This window comes from Kitasatospora sp. NPDC004272 (assembly GCF_053603035.1).
The window spans coordinates 74848-90671 of the sequence record NZ_JBSGET010000009.1 but is presented as its reverse complement, the minus strand read 5'-3'; the positions used below and the strand labels follow the sequence as shown (position 1 = coordinate 90671).

General features: G+C 73.8%; 16 protein-coding genes. 7 read left to right on the top strand and 9 right to left on the bottom strand.

What is annotated here, in order from left to right:
• Positions 1 to 35 precede the first annotated feature (35 nt).
• Positions 36 to 620 (bottom strand): hypothetical protein, encoded by a 585-nt coding sequence (locus tag ACWEO5_RS05310; protein WP_452160327.1) that lies wholly within the window; start codon positions 618 to 620, stop codon positions 36 to 38.
• A 637-nt stretch (positions 621 to 1257) separates the two neighbouring features.
• Between ACWEO5_RS05310 and ACWEO5_RS05305 the strand changes: the two genes are divergently transcribed.
• From ACWEO5_RS05305 to ACWEO5_RS05295, 3 genes are all read left to right on the top strand, one after another.
• Entirely contained in the window at positions 1258 to 2289 is a 1032-nt protein-coding gene (locus tag ACWEO5_RS05305) for a LacI family DNA-binding transcriptional regulator (RefSeq protein WP_344550195.1), read from the top strand.
• Between the two features lie 191 nt (positions 2290 to 2480).
• Positions 2481 to 3074 carry a polysaccharide deacetylase family protein gene (locus ACWEO5_RS05300; protein ID WP_452160324.1) on the top strand — a complete coding sequence of 198 codons (594 nt, stop codon included), beginning with the start codon at positions 2481 to 2483 and terminating at the stop codon, positions 3072 to 3074.
• Positions 3075 to 3281: 207 nt separating this feature from the next.
• The gene (locus tag ACWEO5_RS05295; protein WP_452160322.1) at positions 3282 to 3692 is read left to right on the top strand and encodes an LPXTG cell wall anchor domain-containing protein; all 411 of its coding nucleotides are present in this window, start codon (positions 3282 to 3284) and stop codon (positions 3690 to 3692) included.
• A gap of 208 nt (positions 3693 to 3900) precedes the next feature.
• Here ACWEO5_RS05295 and ACWEO5_RS05290 read toward each other — a convergent pair whose 3' ends face one another.
• Both ACWEO5_RS05290 and xylB read right to left on the bottom strand, forming a co-directional pair.
• Positions 3901 to 5169, bottom strand: a complete 1269-nt coding sequence (locus tag ACWEO5_RS05290; protein WP_452160320.1) for an ROK family protein — start codon at positions 5167 to 5169, stop codon at positions 3901 to 3903.
• Positions 5170 to 5289: 120 nt separating this feature from the next.
• Complete coding sequence (gene xylB, locus ACWEO5_RS05285) at positions 5290 to 6717, bottom strand: xylulokinase (RefSeq protein WP_452160318.1); 1428 nt, start codon at positions 6715 to 6717, stop codon at positions 5290 to 5292.
• 237 nt (positions 6718 to 6954) lie between these two features.
• On the opposite strand from xylB, the gene xylA reads away from it, so the two are divergent.
• The gene (gene xylA / locus ACWEO5_RS05280; protein WP_344550201.1) at positions 6955 to 8121 is read left to right on the top strand and encodes a xylose isomerase; all 1167 of its coding nucleotides are present in this window, start codon (positions 6955 to 6957) and stop codon (positions 8119 to 8121) included.
• Positions 8122 to 8264: 143 nt separating this feature from the next.
• On the top strand, positions 8265 to 8498 hold the full coding sequence (locus tag ACWEO5_RS05275) for a hypothetical protein (protein WP_344550202.1): 234 nt from the start codon (positions 8265 to 8267) through the stop codon (positions 8496 to 8498).
• Between the two features lie 95 nt (positions 8499 to 8593).
• On the opposite strand, the gene ACWEO5_RS05270 is transcribed toward ACWEO5_RS05275, so the two are convergent.
• A complete protein-coding gene (locus tag ACWEO5_RS05270; RefSeq protein ID WP_452160316.1) occupies positions 8594 to 9727 on the bottom strand; it encodes an FAD-dependent monooxygenase in 1134 nt (377 codons plus the stop codon).
• A 139-nt stretch (positions 9728 to 9866) separates the two neighbouring features.
• On the opposite strand from ACWEO5_RS05270, the gene ACWEO5_RS05265 reads away from it, so the two are divergent.
• Complete coding sequence (locus ACWEO5_RS05265; protein ID WP_452160314.1) at positions 9867 to 10484, top strand: TetR/AcrR family transcriptional regulator; 618 nt, start codon at positions 9867 to 9869, stop codon at positions 10482 to 10484.
• Here the strand turns inward: ACWEO5_RS05265 and ACWEO5_RS05260 are convergent.
• From ACWEO5_RS05260 to ACWEO5_RS05240, 5 genes are all read right to left on the bottom strand, one after another.
• The gene (locus tag ACWEO5_RS05260; protein ID WP_452160312.1) at positions 10432 to 11586 is read right to left on the bottom strand and encodes a hypothetical protein; all 1155 of its coding nucleotides are present in this window, start codon (positions 11584 to 11586) and stop codon (positions 10432 to 10434) included. The two genes, ACWEO5_RS05265 and ACWEO5_RS05260, sit on opposite strands and share 53 nt — an antisense overlap.
• A 9-nt stretch (positions 11587 to 11595) precedes the next feature.
• Positions 11596 to 12270 carry a histidine phosphatase family protein gene (locus ACWEO5_RS05255; protein WP_452160310.1) on the bottom strand — a complete coding sequence of 225 codons (675 nt, stop codon included), beginning with the start codon at positions 12268 to 12270 and terminating at the stop codon, positions 11596 to 11598.
• Between the two features lie 10 nt (positions 12271 to 12280).
• Complete coding sequence (locus tag ACWEO5_RS05250; RefSeq protein ID WP_452160308.1) at positions 12281 to 13276, bottom strand: hypothetical protein; 996 nt, start codon at positions 13274 to 13276, stop codon at positions 12281 to 12283.
• 34 nt (positions 13277 to 13310) lie between these two features.
• Complete coding sequence (locus tag ACWEO5_RS05245; RefSeq protein WP_452160306.1) at positions 13311 to 14213, bottom strand: phosphotransferase; 903 nt, start codon at positions 14211 to 14213, stop codon at positions 13311 to 13313.
• Between the two features lie 74 nt (positions 14214 to 14287).
• Positions 14288 to 14983 (bottom strand): HAD family hydrolase, encoded by a 696-nt coding sequence (locus ACWEO5_RS05240; protein ID WP_452160304.1) that lies wholly within the window; start codon positions 14981 to 14983, stop codon positions 14288 to 14290.
• A gap of 96 nt (positions 14984 to 15079) precedes the next feature.
• Here ACWEO5_RS05240 and ACWEO5_RS05235 point away from each other — a divergent pair, with 96 nt between their 5' ends.
• Positions 15080 to 15823, top strand: coding sequence for an XRE family transcriptional regulator (locus tag ACWEO5_RS05235; protein WP_452160302.1), 744 nt, complete (start codon positions 15080 to 15082; stop codon positions 15821 to 15823).
• The last annotated feature ends 1 nt before the right edge of the window (position 15824 follow it).

Below are 15824 nucleotides of genomic sequence, written 5' to 3'. Positions count from 1 at the left end.
CGGCGCGGGGCCGCCCGGCGCGGGGCCGCCGCCCGTCAGCGGGCGGATTCGGCCAGCCGCCGCCGGCTCTCGTCGAGCGCCCGGGCCACCGTCCCGCGCTCGTCCCCGTCCGCCGGATCGAGGAGTTCACCTGCGGCCACCATGGCAGTCCAGAACTCCGCGGGCCGGCCGCGGCCCCGGCGCGGGCCGAAGCGGGCGAGCGTCCGGAAGGCGGAGGACAACTCGCCCCTGACGAAGCGTCGGGAGAGGCCGGTGGCGTAGCCACTTCCCATGCCGCCCATCGCGGCCCACGCGGCCCGCAGGTGTCCGGCGATCACCTCTTCCCGCTCGTCGAGCTGCTTGGGGACGTCGAACACGCCGTGTATCTCCAGCAGTTTGCCGTACGCCTCCTCCTCGCCCGGGCGGAACTCGTCCTGCCACTGCTGGCCCCCTCCGAGCCGCTCCCGCAGCTCCGCTTCCGGTATCCCCCTGGCCAGCCCGACGGCCAGCGCCGCGTCCGACCACCGCGGTGTCCGCGCGGCGAGTTCGCCGCACACCACGGCCGGCGCCGCCCCCGTGCGCAACCGCTCCCGGGCCGTCGCGGCCAACGACCCGTCGACGCCGCTCTCGCCGCCCGACACTCCGCCACCTCCTGGTTCGCGCCGGACCGACCGGCCCGGCAGCCGTGATTCTCCCGCCCCCGGCCCCCGCGGAACGATCGAGGAATCGTTCACCGGACAGGCCATGGGGTTCCCCCACCGGCACGGCGGCATCGCGGTGGCATCGCGGCGGCATCGCGGCGGGGTCTCCGAACGAGCGTGTGGGGCAGGGAAGATGGAAAAGTCACGGCTGGCCGGGGTGACCGGCCCCGGCGGTCCGGGTTCGGGTTACCCGGTCGGCGGTCGGCTGCTGCTCACCTCCGCGACCGCCGTGACGCCGTCACCGCCTGGCTCGGCGCCCTCCACCCCGCCACCGAACCCGGACGCCCCTGGGGCAGCCGGCAACCCGACCGCCTCGCCGAACGCCACTTCGCGGGCTCGTTCCCGGCGGAACTGCGACAGCGGGTGCTGAACGACTGGGCGGCGTACGGCTTTCCGGCCCCCTGGGCGGCCTCCCCGCGCCCCGGACCGGTCGTTCGGCGCCCGCGCACCGTGCTCCAGGGGCGAATTTTTCGCATGATCGATGAATGTTTCGACAACGCTAAGATCCCCTCCCCGCACGGGTCGAGGCCGTCGACCCACCCCACCCGTGACGCCTCGGGGCGCTACTATCCGAGCCATGAGCGCTGCAGAACTCGAACCCGACCCCGCACCGACCCTGTCGGAGATCGCCCGGGCGGCCGGCGTCTCGGCGCCGACAGTTTCGAAGGTGCTGAACGGCCGGGCCGACGTCGCGCCCGCGACCCGGGCCAAGGTCGAGGAGATCCTGCGCCGCACCGGCTACCAGCGCCGCCGCACCGCCGCACCGCCGTCCCGGCTGCTCGACCTGGTCTTCCACCAGCTCGACAGCGCCTGGGCGATGGAGGTGATCCGGGGCGTGGAGAACGTCGCCCGGGACGAGGGCCTGAGCGTGGTGCTCTCCGAGTCCGCCGGGCGGCTCACCCCGGGGCAGACCTGGGTGGACGGGGTGCTGGCCCGCCGTCCGGCCGGCGTGGTGCTGGTGCTGTCCGAGTTGGACGCCGCCCAGCGCGACCAACTCACCAGCCGGGACATCCCGTTCGTGGTGCTCGACCCGGCCGGCGACCCGGCCGAGGGGGTGCCCGCCGTCGGCACCGGCAACTGGCAGGGCGGTCTGGCCGCCACCCGGCACCTGCTCGACCTCGGTCACCGCCGGATCGGGATGATCTCCGGCCCGTCCGGCATGATGTGCAGCCGCGCCCGGGTCGACGGCTACCGCACCGCACTGGGGACGGCCCGGCTGCCGGTCGACCCGGAGCTGATCCTGGAGGGCAACTTCCACCACGAGGCGGGGTACGCCGCCGCCCGCACCCTGCTGACCCGCCCCGACCGGCCTACCGCCATCTTCGCGGGCAACGACCTGCAGGCCCTCGGCGTGTACGAGGCCGCCCGCGAACTGGGGCTGCGGGTGCCGGAGGACCTCTCGGTGGTCGGCTTCGACGACCTGCCGCTGGCCCGCTGGGTCGGTCCGCCGCTCACCACCGTCCGCCAGCCGCTGGTCGAGATGGCCGAGACCGCGGCCCGGCTCGCCATCGGGCTCGGCCGGGGCGAGCAGCCCACCGCGACCCGGGTCGACCTCGCCACCAGCCTGGTCGTCCGGGCCAGCACCGCCCCGCCGCCGACCGACGACTGACGACCGGACGGCCGGGCGACCGACAACCGAACACTGCACGACGCACGCCAACTCTCCTGCGCGGTCCGGACGTTCCGGGCCGCGCAGAGTGGTTGACGGCCCCGCCGGGCTCCCCTACCGTCGTCCGAGTCACACCGTAACATTCGAAATGTATTCGAAACTTTCGGATGGATCGATCGGAGGAGAGCAGCATGGCCGAGACCGCCGCCGCCCACCCGTCACCCGCGCCGTCCGGCACCCTCGCGCTGACCTTCGACGACGGTCCGCACCCGGACTCCACGCCCGAGCTGATCGACGCCCTGACCGCCGCCGGCCACCGCGCCACCTTCTTCCTGTGCGGCGCGCAGGCCGAGCGCCACCCGGAACTGGTCCGCGCCCTGGACCGGGCCGGGATGGCGATCGCCAACCACACCTGGTCGCACCCGTCCCTGCCGGGCCTGGCACCGTCCGCCGTCCGGGACGAGATCCACTCCACCAACCGCGTCCTGGCCGAACTCACCGGCCGCCCGCCGGCCCTGTTCCGCCCGCCGTACGGCGCCACCTCCCCCGAGATCGGACGGATCGCCGCCGACGCGGGCCTGACCGAGACGCTCTGGGACGTCGACCCCCGGGACTGGGACGGCACCGCGCCCGCCGAGATCGTCGCCGTCCTCACCACGGCCCGCCCCGGGGACACCGTCCTGCTGCACGACCACGGCAACCGCAACACCGTCACCGCACTGCCCGCCGTGCTCGCCGCACTCACCGTGCGCGGCCTGCGCTCCGCCGTCCTACCGCAGCACTGAGTCCCGCCACCGCACCGAGCAGCACCGACCGCGCGCCGCAACTCCCCCTCCCCCAGACCCCGGTGGCCGGACGCACCCGCCCAGCACCACGCGTCCGGTCACCGGTGGAACCGCGGATCCGGGACCGTCCGCACCTGCGCCGGCGTCGCGGTCGCCCGGGACGGCTGGCACTTCGTCCTCCCGAGCGGCGAGTTCGTCAAGCTCACCGTGACCTTCGAGCCGGGCGGCGCCCAGGTCGTCACCGGCTTCCCCGCCAACCCGGTCGGCAAGCACGCCCACCTGGCGTCGGCCGAGGGCGCCAAGCTCGTGTCGACCGTGGCCGAGGTGAAGGCCGGCAGCGGCAGCACGTCCAACCTGTCGCACACCTGCCCGGCAAGCGCGACGGAGACCTCCCCGTCGCCGAAGCCCTCCGAGTCCGTGCTGGAGAGCCCGTCCGAGAGCGCGGGCCCCTCCGGCGCGGCGGTCTCGCCGAGCGCCTCGGCCTCCGAGAGCCCGGCGGGCGACAGCCTGGCGTTCACCGGCACCAGCGTGGTCGGCAGCACCGTGGCCGGCCTGGCGCTGCTCGGCGCGGGTGGCGTGCTGGTCGCGCGTCGCCGCCGCCGGGGCGCGCACCGCTGAACCGGCCGGTTCGCTGACTCCCCCGGGAGACGGGCGGGTTGACGCCTCCCGGTAGACGGAGCGGACGGAGCGGACGAAGCGAACGACCCGAACAGCGTGAACGATGACGGCGGGGCCCGGACGGGCCCCGCCGTTGTGCGTCCGCCCGACCCCGCCCGCCGAACGGATCGGGCGGACGGGATCGGGCGGACGGAGTCGGCCGGACGGCTCAGGCGGCCTCGGGCTGCCAGAGCCCGGCCGGGTCGGTGTGCAGGCCGCGGACGGTGACCAGGGCGGCGCCCAGGACGGGGCCGCGGCGGCCCAACGGCGAGGCGCGCAGGGCCTCTTCGGGCCAGGGGCGGACCCGGATCAGCTCGGCCAGCTCGGTCCGCATCGCGGGCAGCAGCCACTGCGCGAGGTCGGCGTACCCGCCGCCGAGGACGAGCGTGGCGGGGTCGATCAGGTTGACCGCGGCGGCCAGCGCGGTGCCGAGCGCGGTGCCCGCGTGCCGCAGGGCGCGCCGGACGGCGGCGTCCCCTTCTTCGGCCCGGCGGGCCAACTCGGTGATAGGGTCGGCTTCCTGACCGTCCGTCAGGTTATCCGGCCGGTCCAGGTCGTCGGTGATCCCGGCGGAGCGGAGTACGGCGGCCAGGCCCGCGTACGGTTCGAGGCAGCCGCGGGCGCCGCAGGAGCAGGTGCGCCCGTTGGGGCGGACGGTGAGGTGGCCGAGTTCGCCCGCGAAGCCCAGGACGCCGCGGAACAGGCGCCCGTCCAGGACGAGCGCGCCGCCGATGCCCTCGCCGGCCGAGATGTGCACGAAGGTGCCGGTGCCGGTGCCCTGCCAGAGTTCGGCCAGCGCGCCGAGGTTGGCCTCGTTCTCGACGGCGGGGGCGGTGCCGGGGCCGGGCCACAGCTCGGTGACGTCGACCTGGTGCCAGCCCAGGTTGGGGGCGTGCTCGATCCGGTTGCCGGGGTTGTCCAGCGGGACGCTGCCGGGGACGGCGAGCACCCGGCCGACCACCCGCAGGCCGAGCGCGACGGCCTCGGCCTCGGCGGCCGCGGCGAGTTCGGCGAGTTCGGCGAGGGTCTGCCCGGCGGGGCGGCCGGCGTTGGCGGCGGGGCGGTGCAGTTCGACCCGGACCTCGCCGCGCAGGTCGAGGACGCAGGCGCTGAGGTGCTCTACGCCGATCTCCAGGCCCAGCCCGGCCGGGCCGTTGCCGTTGAGGACCAGGGCGCGGCCGGGGCGGCCGACCCGGCCGCTGCGTTCGAGTTCGCCCTCCAGCAGCAGTCCGCCGCCGATGAGTTCGTCGACCAGGCTGGAGACGGCGGTGCGGGTCAGGCCGGTGCGGCCGGCCACGTCGGCGCGGGAGAGCGGGTGGGCGGCGGCGACGGTGCGCATCACCAGGGCGAGGTTCTGCCGCCGCATGTCCTGCTGCGAGGCGGGGCCGCGCCTGGTCGCGAGGTCGCCGTCCGACGGCTGCTGCCCGTCCTCTGTCACGTCTGCCCCGTTCCTCCGTGCCGTCGTCCGGCTCGTCCGTGCGTCTGTCGGGCCGCCCCGCGCGGGTCGGCCCGGACCGGACCGGGCCGCCCCTCGGTGCGGGGCGGCCCGGGTGTCGCGTCAGTGCGCGCCGTCCCCCTGCAGGGCGGCCGCGTGCGAAATGGTAGTCGCGATCCGTTCGAGCGCGGCGTCGTCCCGGGTGAGGGCGGGCAGCACCGGGCCGTCGGCGGTGCCCCAGCGGCGGGCGACGGCGTCGGCGCTCTCGCCGGTGAGCAGCGCTGCGGCCTGGGCGGCGGCGCCGAGGGCGACCAGTTCGCGGGCGGCGGGCAGTTGGACGGGGCGGCCGGAGAGCCTGCGGACGGTGTCCTGCCAGGCCCGGCCCTGGGCGCCGCCGCCGATCAGCAGGATCGGCCGGTCGGGGTCGGCGGCGTCGGGGCCGTCGACGGCGAGGACGTCGTCGAGGGCGGCGAGCAGCGAGTACGCGGCGCCGTCGTAGGCGGCCTGGAGCAGCTGGCCGGGGGTGGTGTCGTGGCGCAGGCCGTGCAGCAGGCCGCTGGCGTGCGGGAGGGCGGGGGTGCGTTCGCCGTCGAGGTAGGGCAGCAGGACGGCGGTGCCGCCGGGTTCGACGTCCTGGCGGTCGCGGCCGAGCAGAGTGGCGATCCGGTCGACGGCGAGGGTGCAGTTGAGGGTGCAGGCGAGCGGGAGCCAGCCGTCGAGGGCGTCGGCGAAGCCGGCGACGGTGCCGGTGGGGTCGGCGGGGCGGTTGCGGGCGACGGTGTAGACGGTGCCGGAGGTGCCGAGGCTGAGCACGGGGGTGCCGGGGGTGAGGCCGAGGCCGAGGGCGGCGGCCATGTTGTCGCCGGTGCCGGTGGCGATCGGGGTGCCGGGGCGCAGCGGTCCGCCGGGGAGGGCGTGTCCGGCGGCGGTGCCGGCGGGGGTGACGGCGGGGAGCAGGGCGGGGTCGAGCCCGATGTGGTCGAGGACGGCGGCGTGGTAGCCGTCGGGGGTCCACCAGCCGGTGCCGGAGGCGTCGCCGCGGTCGGTGGTGGCGGTGCCGGTGAGGCGTTCGGTGAGGTGGTCGTGCGGGAGGCGGACGGCGGCGGTGCGGTCGGCGTTGTCGGGTTCGGTGGCGCGCAGCCAGGCCCACTTGGCGGCGGTGAAGGAGGCGCCGGGGACGCTGCCGATCTCGGTGGCCCACCACTGGGCGCCGAACTTCCGCACCAGGTCGGCGGCCTGGGGTGCGGAGCGGACGTCGTTCCAGAGCAGGGCGGGGCGGACGGGGCGCCCGGCGGCGTCCAGGGTGACGAGTCCGTGCTGCTGGCCGCCGATGGCGAGGGCCTGGGCGCGGTCGGCCCAGCCGGTGGCGGCGACGGCGGTGGTGAGGGCGTCCCACCACTGGTCGGGGTCGCTCTCCTGGCCGTGCCGGGAGTCGACCCGGTGGGGGGCGCGGCCCTCGCCGAGGACCTGTCCGGTCTCGGCGTCGACGGCCAGGGCCTTGGTGGACTGGGTCGAGCTGTCGACGCCGATCACCACCTGCGGGTGTGCCATGGGCGTTGCTCCTGTCTGGGGTCGTCCGGTGGTCCGCGGGCGTCCGGGCCGGGGGGTTTTCTTCGGGTGTTGCGCGCGGGGGCTTCCCCTCGCGGCCTGGCCATACTAATTTGTCTTCCGGCCTTACGAATAGCCCCCAATCCGGGTTACCGTCGGTGCCGGGCCCGATCCGCGTCGGGCCACCGGTCGATCCCTCGGTCGATCCCCCCGGTCGATCACCAGCGTTTGGAGTACGCCATGAGCCAGCTCACCCCCACCCCCGACGACAAGTTCACCTTCGGTCTGTGGACGGTCGGCTGGCAGGGCCGCGACCCGTTCGGCGACGCCACCCGTCCGGCCCTGGACCCGGTCGAGACGGTCGAGAAGCTGGCCGCCCTGGGCGCGTACGGCGTGACCTTCCACGACGACGACCTGGTGCCGTTCGGCTCCTCGGACGCCGAGCGCGAGGCCATCGTCAAGCGGTTCCGGGGCGCCCTGGAGTCCACCGGCCTGCGGGTCCCGATGGCCACCACCAACCTGTTCACCCACCCGGTCTTCAAGGACGGCGCGTTCACCGCCAACGACCGGGACGTGCGCCGCTACGCGCTGCGCAAGACCATCCGCAACATCGACCTGGCGGTCGAGCTGGGCGCCACCGTGTACGTGGCCTGGGGCGGCCGCGAGGGTGCCGAGCACGGCGCGTCCAAGGACGTCCGGGTGGCGCTGGACCGCCTCAAGGAGGCGTTCGACCTGCTCGGCGACTACGTCACGGAGCAGGGCTACGACCTGCGCTTCGCGATCGAGCCGAAGCCGAACGAGCCCCGCGGCGACATCCTGCTGCCGACCATCGGCCACGCGCTGGCCTTCATCGACCGCCTGGAGCGCCCGGAGCTGGTCGGCCTCAACCCGGAGGTCGGCCACGAGCAGATGGCGGGCCTGAACTTCCCGCACGGCATCGCCCAGGCCCTGTGGTCGGGCAAGCTGTTCCACATCGACCTGAACGGCCAGTCCGGCATCAAGTACGACCAGGACTTCCGGTTCGGCGCGGGCGACCTGCGGCAGGCGTTCTGGCTGGTCGACCTGCTGGAGTCGTCCGACTACCAGGGCCCGCGGCACTTCGACTTCAAGCCGCCGCGCACCGAGGACTTCGACGGCGTCTGGGAGTCCGCGGCCGGCAACATGCGCAACTACCTGCTGCTGAAGGAGCGGGCGCTGGCCTTCCGCGCCGACTCCGAGGTGCAGGACGCGCTGCGCGCCGCCCGCCTGGACGAGCTCGCCCAGCCGACCGCCGCCGACGGCCTGGCCGCGCTGATCGCCGACCGCTCCGCGTTCGAGGAGTTCGACGTCACCGCCGCCGCCGAGCGCGGCATGGCCTTCGAGCGCCTGGACCAGCTGGCCATCGAGCACCTGCTCGGCGCCCGCTGACCGCATCCCCTCCCCCGCCGGCCGGCCCCTCCCCCGGGGCCGGCCGGTCCCTTTTCTCCTCAACTCCCTTACCTGCCAGACCTGCTGACGGATCGCCGAACGAGTGCGACAGTGGAGGTGACCGACCGAGAGGGAGGGATCCCGTGGGCCTGATCCACGCCTGGCGGATGCAGAAACTCGTCTCGGACGCCAGGACCGCCCACCAGCGGGGCGACCTGACGTTCGTCGCCGGCTTCGACCTCGACCGGCCGGTGCCGATGCGCCGGATCCGCAAGGAGATCGACGTCATCATCAGCGCGGTGGAGGCGGTCGGCTGGCGCTGCGTGGGCGTCCAGCCGTTCCTCGCCTCGGTGGAGATCGGCTTCGTCCGGGCCTGACTCCCCCGCTCCACCCTCAGCCGCCCCCGCCCCTCACCTACTCCTCACCCACTCCCGTCCCTCAGCCGCTCCCGCCCCTCACCCGCTCCCGCTCCTCACTGCGGGAGCGCGCCCGGCCGGTAGTCGTACAGCCAGTCCGTGGACCGGCTGTACACCCGGGTGAACACCAGCGGCATCACCGCCTCCCGGACCAGGGAGGCCAGCGGGCCGGCGGTCTTGGCGCTCCGGTTGGTGGCCGCCGTACGGGCCAGCTTCCCGGCCCGGTCGGCGCGCTCGCGGTCGAAGGCGGCCAGCGCGGTGGGCCGGTCCGGCTCGGCGCGCAGGGCGCGGGCCAGCGCGATCGCGTCCTCCAGCGCGATGGACGCGCCCTGCCCCGCGCCCACCGGGTGCGCCGCGTCGCCGACCAGCACGCACCGGCCGTCCTGGCGGCGCGGGACCGGCGGCAGGACGTGGAACAGCGTCGCCGCGTCGATCCGCTCCGTCGCGCCGAGGATCCGCCGGGGCACCGCCTCGGCCGCGAACAGCTCGGCCAGCTCCTCGGCGCCGAGCTTGATCTCGGCCGGCGCGACGGGGTCGGCGATCTGCGCGGACCACCAGACCGTGCCGTCCGGCGCGGGCAGGTGCGCGAACGCGCCGCGCCGCCCGAAGGTCATGTTGAACGTCCGCCCCGGGCCCGCCTCCGGCACCGCGCGGGCGACGCCGGCCACCCCGTACAGCCCGGCGTAGGCGGGCTGCGGCCCGGCCGGGTCGAGCATCCGCCGGACGGTCGAGCGCAGGCCGTCGGCGCCGACCACCAGGTCGGCCCCGGCCACCGCCTCGTCCGCCTGCCCCGCTCCCCCGTCCGGGCCGCCGAGCCGCTCGTCGACCACGATCCGCGCGCCGCGCCGGACCGCCTCGGCCCGCAGCGCCGCCACCAGGTCGGCCCGCCTCAGCGTCACGCTGCGCAGCGGGTCGTCCGCCGCCCGGCCGCGCGGGACGTCGCCGAGGCGCCTGCCGCGCCCGGACCACATCAGCTGCCGATCGACCTCGAAGCCCACCGCCCGCACGGCCTCCAGGCAGCCCAGCGAGTCCAACGCGCGCAGGCCGTTGACGGCCAGGCTCAGGAACGCCCCGACCGGTCCCGCCGGGTCCGGGTACGCCTCGTACACCGTCACCTCGGCGCCGATCCGGCGCAGCGCGATCGCGCTCGCCGACCCGGCCACTCCCGCGCCGATCACTACCGCCTTCATGTGTCCACCCCTCACTGAATCCTCGTTCAATGAATTTAGATTCACTGAACCGGCCGTCAGTATGATGTCCGCACGAGCGTCGGGTCAAGGCGCGACCGGAACGGGCCGGAACAGGACGAGGCGAGGGAGGCCGGACGCGATGAGCGTGCGCAAGGCGCAGGCGGCGGAGACCAGGGCGGCACTACTGGAGGCCGCCCGGCGGCAGTTCGTCGAACGCGGCTACCTCAACACCAAGATCACCGACATCACGGCGGCCGCCGGCCGGGCCACCGGCTCGTTCTACGCGCACTTCGCCGACAAGGACGAACTGCTGCGCGCCCTGCTCGACGACGTCCGCGCCCAGGCCCGCGAACAGGTCGTCGCCGAGGTCCACCCGCGCGACCACGACTTGAGCGACCGGGCCCAACTGCACGCTCACCTCGGCGCGTCCTGGCAGGCGATGCGCGACCACCTGCCGGTCGCCGTCGCCCTCTTCGAGTCGATCGTCGCCGCCGGCCCCCGCTCCGGCCGGGCCTGGCAGCGCCTCACCGACGACACCGACGTCCTGCGCGACCACCTCGCCTACCTCGCCGAACAGGGCCACCCCCTCCCCGGCGACCCCGCCCTGCTCGCCCCCGCGATGGGCGCGATGCTCTCCCTGCTCTCCTACGCCCTGCTCACCACCCCCTCCCCCGCCCACCCCGACGCCGAAGTCATCGACACCCTCACCGACCTCCTCCTCCACGGCCTCGCCGGCCGCCCCCCGCACACCCCCTGAACTCCGCCATCACCGCGCCCAGCGCCTGCCCGTCCACGATCCACCCCACCCGCCCGGACCGGACCGAGCACCGCACGAAATCGAGGACGGCCTCGTCCACCTGGTCGGGCCGTGCCAGCCGCGTCCGCACGTAATACTTGAAGAGCGCGGGCAGTTGGCCGGGCCGGGTCCCGGTTTTGGCCGCGAGGGAGAAGAGCGGCAGGAACCACTGCACGAAGTCGTCCTCGACCTCCCGGGTCGCCCGGTACGTCTCGTACAGCGGCTGCAGGCTTGCCGTGTGGTCGTACGGGAGGCGGCCGTGCAGGGCGTACTGGAGCCGGGTGCCGCCGTGTTCGCGGAAGTGCCGACCGTGGGCGGCGATGTGGTGGGCCGCGTTCTCGGTGATGGTCATGACGGCCGTGTCCGCTTCGTGCCGTCGGGCTGCGGCGAGGACGGTGGCGTGGATGCCGGCGCGCGGGTCGAGGACGAGGCCGCCCAGGCCGAGGGGCGAGAGGTCGATGCCGTGGTCGCGGGTCCGGGAGAGCATCAGCCGCCCGGCGACGTTGCCGGCGGTGTGCTGGAGGTGCTTGGGCTGCCGGCGGTGGCTGGCGTGGATGTCCGAGCGGTCGAGGACGGGGCGGTCCTTCGCGGGTTCGGCGACGAGGTGGAGGCCGGTACGGTCCTCGGTGTCGGTGCTGCCGCAGGCGTTGCAGGGGTGGCTGCCGGTGCCGGTCATGTGGCCGCAGGCCCGGCAGGTGGGAACGGTCTCGCGGCTGAGGGTGAGGGTGCCGGCGCGGAGGTTGGTCTCGATCATCTCCAGCGCGAGGTCGGCGACCTCGGCGTCGGTGTCGGTCATGATGCCGCCCGCCGGGTCCTGTCCGGACGGGTACTTGTCGGTTATCAGGTCGGCCTCGAAGCGCCGGCGGGGGATCGTCGGGCCGTCGGCCTGGCGGTGGCGGAGGTCTCCGGCGAGGGTGACGGTGTTCCACAGGTGGGGTGCGGGGGGTGAGCCGAGGATGGCGTTGAGGGCGGCGGCGAGGCGGATGCCGACGGCCTTGCCGGGGTGGGTGGCGAAGGTGAAGGGTCCGTTCTGGACGGGCCCGTTGAGGAACAGGTGTCGCACGGGCTCCTCCTAGATCGGTGGGGTGGTGGTTCCCGTCCGGGTGAACCGGCCGTCGTGCAGCTGGTAGTGGAGGATCGCGGCGTTGGGCGTCTTGCCCTTGCGCTCCTCGGCGAGGATCTCGGGCAGGGTGCGGAGTTCGAGCAGGGATCGCAGCGCCACCGCGGCGGTCTGGTGGGTGAAGGCCACGACGGTGCGCGATTCCTGGAGTTCGGCCTGGGCGAGGGCGGCGAACTCGGCGGCCCGCTTGAGCACGCCCTCGGCGAGTGACTCGCCGCCGCCCGGCGCGGTCCAGAGGTGCTTGCGCAGGCGGCGGTCCTCGGCGAGTGCGGGGTAGCTGTCGTAGAGCTCGCGCTTGGTCATGTAGGTGGCGTCGCCGTAGTGCTGCTCGTCCAGGAGCGCGGTCTGCCGGGGCCACCCGTCAGGGAGGGCCGGGAGTGCGATCGCGGCGGTGTCGATCGCCCTGCGGTAGGTCGAGGTGTAGACGTGCGGCTCGGGGCCCGCGAGCTGCGGGAGGACCTCGGCGAGCCACTGGGCCTGCCGGTAGCCACGCGGCGTGAGGCCGACGATGGTGCGGGAGACGGCGTGGGCGGCGGCTCCGCTGTAGGGGCGGGGGTCCTGGTGGAAGCCGTTGTACTTGTCGGCGTTCTCGACGGACTCGGCGTGCCGGATGACGAGCAGGGTCACGGTGCGGCTCCTATCCGGTCAGGTGGGCGGTGTAGGAGCCGCTGACGGTCCAGGGGGTGAGTTCGATGCCGAAGCCGCTGTGTTCGCCGTCCCGGGTGTGGACGAGCTTGCCGGCCAGGTGCACGGTGTCGCCGGATCGGAACGCACCGGTGTAGGCGCCGAGGTACGAGCGCATGTGGGTGATCCGGCGGGCGAAGGAGTCGGTCTCGTCGATGGTCGAGCTGAGAATGGTCTTGACCTTGATCCCGTAGACGGCCGGGGTGGTGAGGCCCTCGGCGTGGTCGGTGATCTTGGCGAGGAGCGAGATCTCGCCGATCTCCTTGGAGGAGATCCGGGCGAAGGTCCTGTCGCGGTCGGAGCGGATGGGTTCGCAGTTGACGTGCGCGCCGGCGCCCACGGTGAGTCCCTGGAGCTTGCGACGTTCCTGCGTGATGAGGGCGTCGAAGGAACTGCCCTCCAGGTACTTGGCCCGGCGGAGGTACAGCCGGGTGAGGTCGTCCCCGTCGTACGGACGGATCAGATCGGCCTGCCGGAACAGCTCCTGCGCGGCCTGGTAGCCCTCCGGCCCGTAGCAGACCAGGTCGATGTCGGAGCGCTCGTTGAAGCAGCCCACGAGGAAGGAGCCGGTGACGCCGATCAGGCCCCGGGCGTCGTTCGCGGTGATCCACCCGGCGATCGCCAGGAGGTCCTTGCCGGCCGGGTTGTCGGCGACCGTACCGGGGTCCTCGTGGATGGCGGCGAGGGCCCGGCGGCAGGAGTAGTGGACGGCCACGTCCTCGCGCGGGATTCCGGTGATGACGCAGCCGAGGGTGTCGGAGTAGACGTAGCACTCCGGCCTGCCGGCCAGGATGCCGAAGGACTTCGACACGACGCTGTTCTGCCGGTAGGTCCGGCCGAACAGCCTGCGGTCGCCCTTCTCGTCGGGGTGGTACTTGACGTAACCGAGGTAGTGGCTGCCGGGGTGGCTGTCACCGATGACCTTGAAGACGACCCCGTGGTGGTCCATCAGGTAGTCGCGGTCGCGGACGGCGGGGACCGGCCTACCGGTGTTCAGCGGTGAACCGTTCCAGGCTGGGGAAGGTGCCGGTGTCGATCGTGCCGGACGACTCATACTGATCGAGTCCCGTCGTGAAGAGGGTGCGGCGGTACTGCCACTTGACGTGCTTGTCGTGCCGTGCGGGGTCGGTGGGCCGCATGAGGGCGAGGAAGAAGAAGCACTTGACGAGCAGGAAGTCGCTCAAGTGCTCGCTGACGCGTTGCCCGATCAGGGAGGCGGTGGTCTCGTCGAGGGCGGCGGTGTAGGCGGTGCGCTGTTCCGGGGTGACGCTGTAGCCCTTGCCGCCGCCCTTGAAGGCCACGATGTCGAGCGCGGGGTAGACGTCGTAGCCGAGCGGGACCGGTCCGTGATGCTGCCAGTCGATGACCCCGGCCCGGAGGACGTTGGGCAGGCCGTAGTCCAGGTGCCCGCGCACCATCGGGAGCCGGGCCAGCCGGTCGAGGGCGTGCTCGACCGCCTCGTGGACGCGCGGGGTGTCGAAGTCCGGGTTCTCCTCGAAGACCTCGGCCGCGAAGGCCGCCTTCTCGAACCACGGCGTGGTGGGGAGGGGGTGCCTCGCCTGGGCCTGCAGCAGCTTCGACGCGACGGCGGCCGCCGTACCGACCACCCGATGGCTGACCTGACCGTCCCGCCCTGCGTCGGCCAACGCCTCCTCGTGCAGCGAGGTGTCGCCGATGGCGCGCTCGACGACGAAGTACCGCCCGCCCTCCGGGCCTTTGTCGACGATCTCCGGCACCGGGTAGCCGAGGCCGAAAACCAGTTGTTGGAACTCGCCCTCCGCCCGCAGGTCCTCGCCGCCGGTCCGCTTGTAGAGCAGGCCGTCGGCGGACCTCCACACCGCGCCGTCGGCGGCGGTCCGGTCCTTCACGAACTCCCAGTCGGTCATCCACGTGCGCCTTTCCTCGGGAATCCGATGGTCGCGGAGCCCGCGTGGACCGCACCACCGCGTTCGCGGACGGTTCAGGGACGTCCTGGGACGTTTTCCAACAGTGCGAGGAGAGCTGCCGTGTCCGACAGGTCGGGCAGCACCACCGGAGCGCCCGCCGCCTCAAGTTCGGCCCGGCCGTGGACACCGGAGGCGACCGCGACGATCCCGGAACCCGTGGCGAGCGCCGCCTCGACGTCCCGCGGCGTGTCTCCCACCAGAACCACCGGAACGCCGACGGACAGCCCGCGGTGGCGCCGAACCCGCCTGCGGGCGACCTCGACCAGGTCGGGGCGCCGCTCCGCGTCGGCGCCGTAGGCCCCGACGGCGAGGTCCAGCGAGCTGTCGAGACCGAATGCCGTCAGCTTCACCCGGGCGTTCGCCGCGATGTTGCCGGTCAGCACCGACGACACCCAATCGGCCCGGACCGAAGCGGCTTCGAGGGCATCGAGCACCCCCGGGAGCACCGTCCCGCGTCGCCGCAGTTCCCCCCGGCGCTCCTCGCCGGACCGGGTGAGAGCAGCCTCGACGGTCGACCAGTCGGGCTCCGGAAGACCGTGCCCGCGAAACATGTCCCGCATGATCAGGCGGTCGGTGCGGCCCTCCGTCGACGCTCCCGTGACCGGAGGGGTTCCGGTCAGCGCGGTGAACGCGGCGGCGTAGATCTCCTTGCTCACCCCCGCGTTCTCGATGAGGGTGTGGTCGATGTCCCACAGGACGATGAGCTGCATGCCGCCAGGGTAAGCAGCTTGTCGGGCCGTCAGTTCCGCCCGAGCGCCCGGCGGCCTCCTTGCAGCGCCCCGCCCGGCTCCGCTTGGATGGTCTCCGTGAACGAGCGACTCCACTCCGTGCTGGCCCGGCGGGGCGTCGAGCCCGAGGCGCTCGCCGAAGCCTGCGGGGTGGACCCCAAGACCGTCGGTCGCTGGCTCGGCGGGCGTGTGCCCCGTCCGAGGCACCGATTCCGCGTCGCCCGTTTCCTGCGGGTGGAGGAGACCTTCCTCTGGCCGGACCCGCAGCTCCGTGCGGGCAGGCGGCCGGGCGGGTCAGGCGCTGAACTCGTCGGCACCCACCAGAACCGGGCCAGCGTGCCCCGTGAGACCTGGCTGTCCCTGCTACGGGAATCCCGGGGACAGATCGACGTGCTGGTCTTCTCCGGGACGTTCTTCGCGCAGTCCAATCCGCACGTCGCCGAGATGCTCGCCGAACGGGCTGCCGACGGCGTCCGGGTTCGGCTGTGCTTCGGCGATCCCGGAGGGCAGACCGCCGCCGTCCGGGGACGGGAGGAAGGCATCGGCGACGCCCTCGCCGCCAAGATCCGGGCCTCCCTCACCTACTACCGCTCCCTGCTCACGAAGGAGGGGTGCGAGGTACGGCTGCACGACACCACGCTGTACAACTCCCTCTTCCGCTACGACGACGACCTGCTGGTCAACCCCCACATCTACGGCCGGCCGGCCAGCGCCAACCCCCTGCTCCACCTCAAGCGGGTGGACACCACCGGCTGGTTCGACAACTACGTCCAGAGCTTCGAAGCAGTCTGGGCCCGGGCGCGGCCCTGGATGCCCGACTAGG

What these genes read in the sequence shown, in the direction of transcription:
- ACWEO5_RS05305 (WP_344550195.1), top strand. Translation starts at nt 1,258, where the DNA reads ATGAGCGCTGCAGAACTCGAACCCGACCCCGCACCGACCCTGTCGGAG.
- ACWEO5_RS05300 (WP_452160324.1), top strand. Translation starts at nt 2,481, where the DNA reads ATGGCCGAGACCGCCGCCGCCCACCCGTCACCCGCGCCGTCCGGCACC.
- xylB (WP_452160318.1), bottom strand. Translation starts at nt 6,717, where the DNA reads ATGGCACACCCGCAGGTGGTGATCGGCGTCGACAGCTCGACCCAGTCC.
- xylA (WP_344550201.1), top strand. Translation starts at nt 6,955, where the DNA reads ATGAGCCAGCTCACCCCCACCCCCGACGACAAGTTCACCTTCGGTCTG.
- ACWEO5_RS05270 (WP_452160316.1), bottom strand. Translation starts at nt 9,727, where the DNA reads ATGAAGGCGGTAGTGATCGGCGCGGGAGTGGCCGGGTCGGCGAGCGCG.
- ACWEO5_RS05265 (WP_452160314.1), top strand. Translation starts at nt 9,867, where the DNA reads ATGAGCGTGCGCAAGGCGCAGGCGGCGGAGACCAGGGCGGCACTACTG.
- ACWEO5_RS05250 (WP_452160308.1), bottom strand. Translation starts at nt 13,276, where the DNA reads ATGGACCACCACGGGGTCGTCTTCAAGGTCATCGGTGACAGCCACCCC.
- ACWEO5_RS05245 (WP_452160306.1), bottom strand. Translation starts at nt 14,213, where the DNA reads ATGACCGACTGGGAGTTCGTGAAGGACCGGACCGCCGCCGACGGCGCG.
- ACWEO5_RS05240 (WP_452160304.1), bottom strand. Translation starts at nt 14,983, where the DNA reads ATGCAGCTCATCGTCCTGTGGGACATCGACCACACCCTCATCGAGAAC.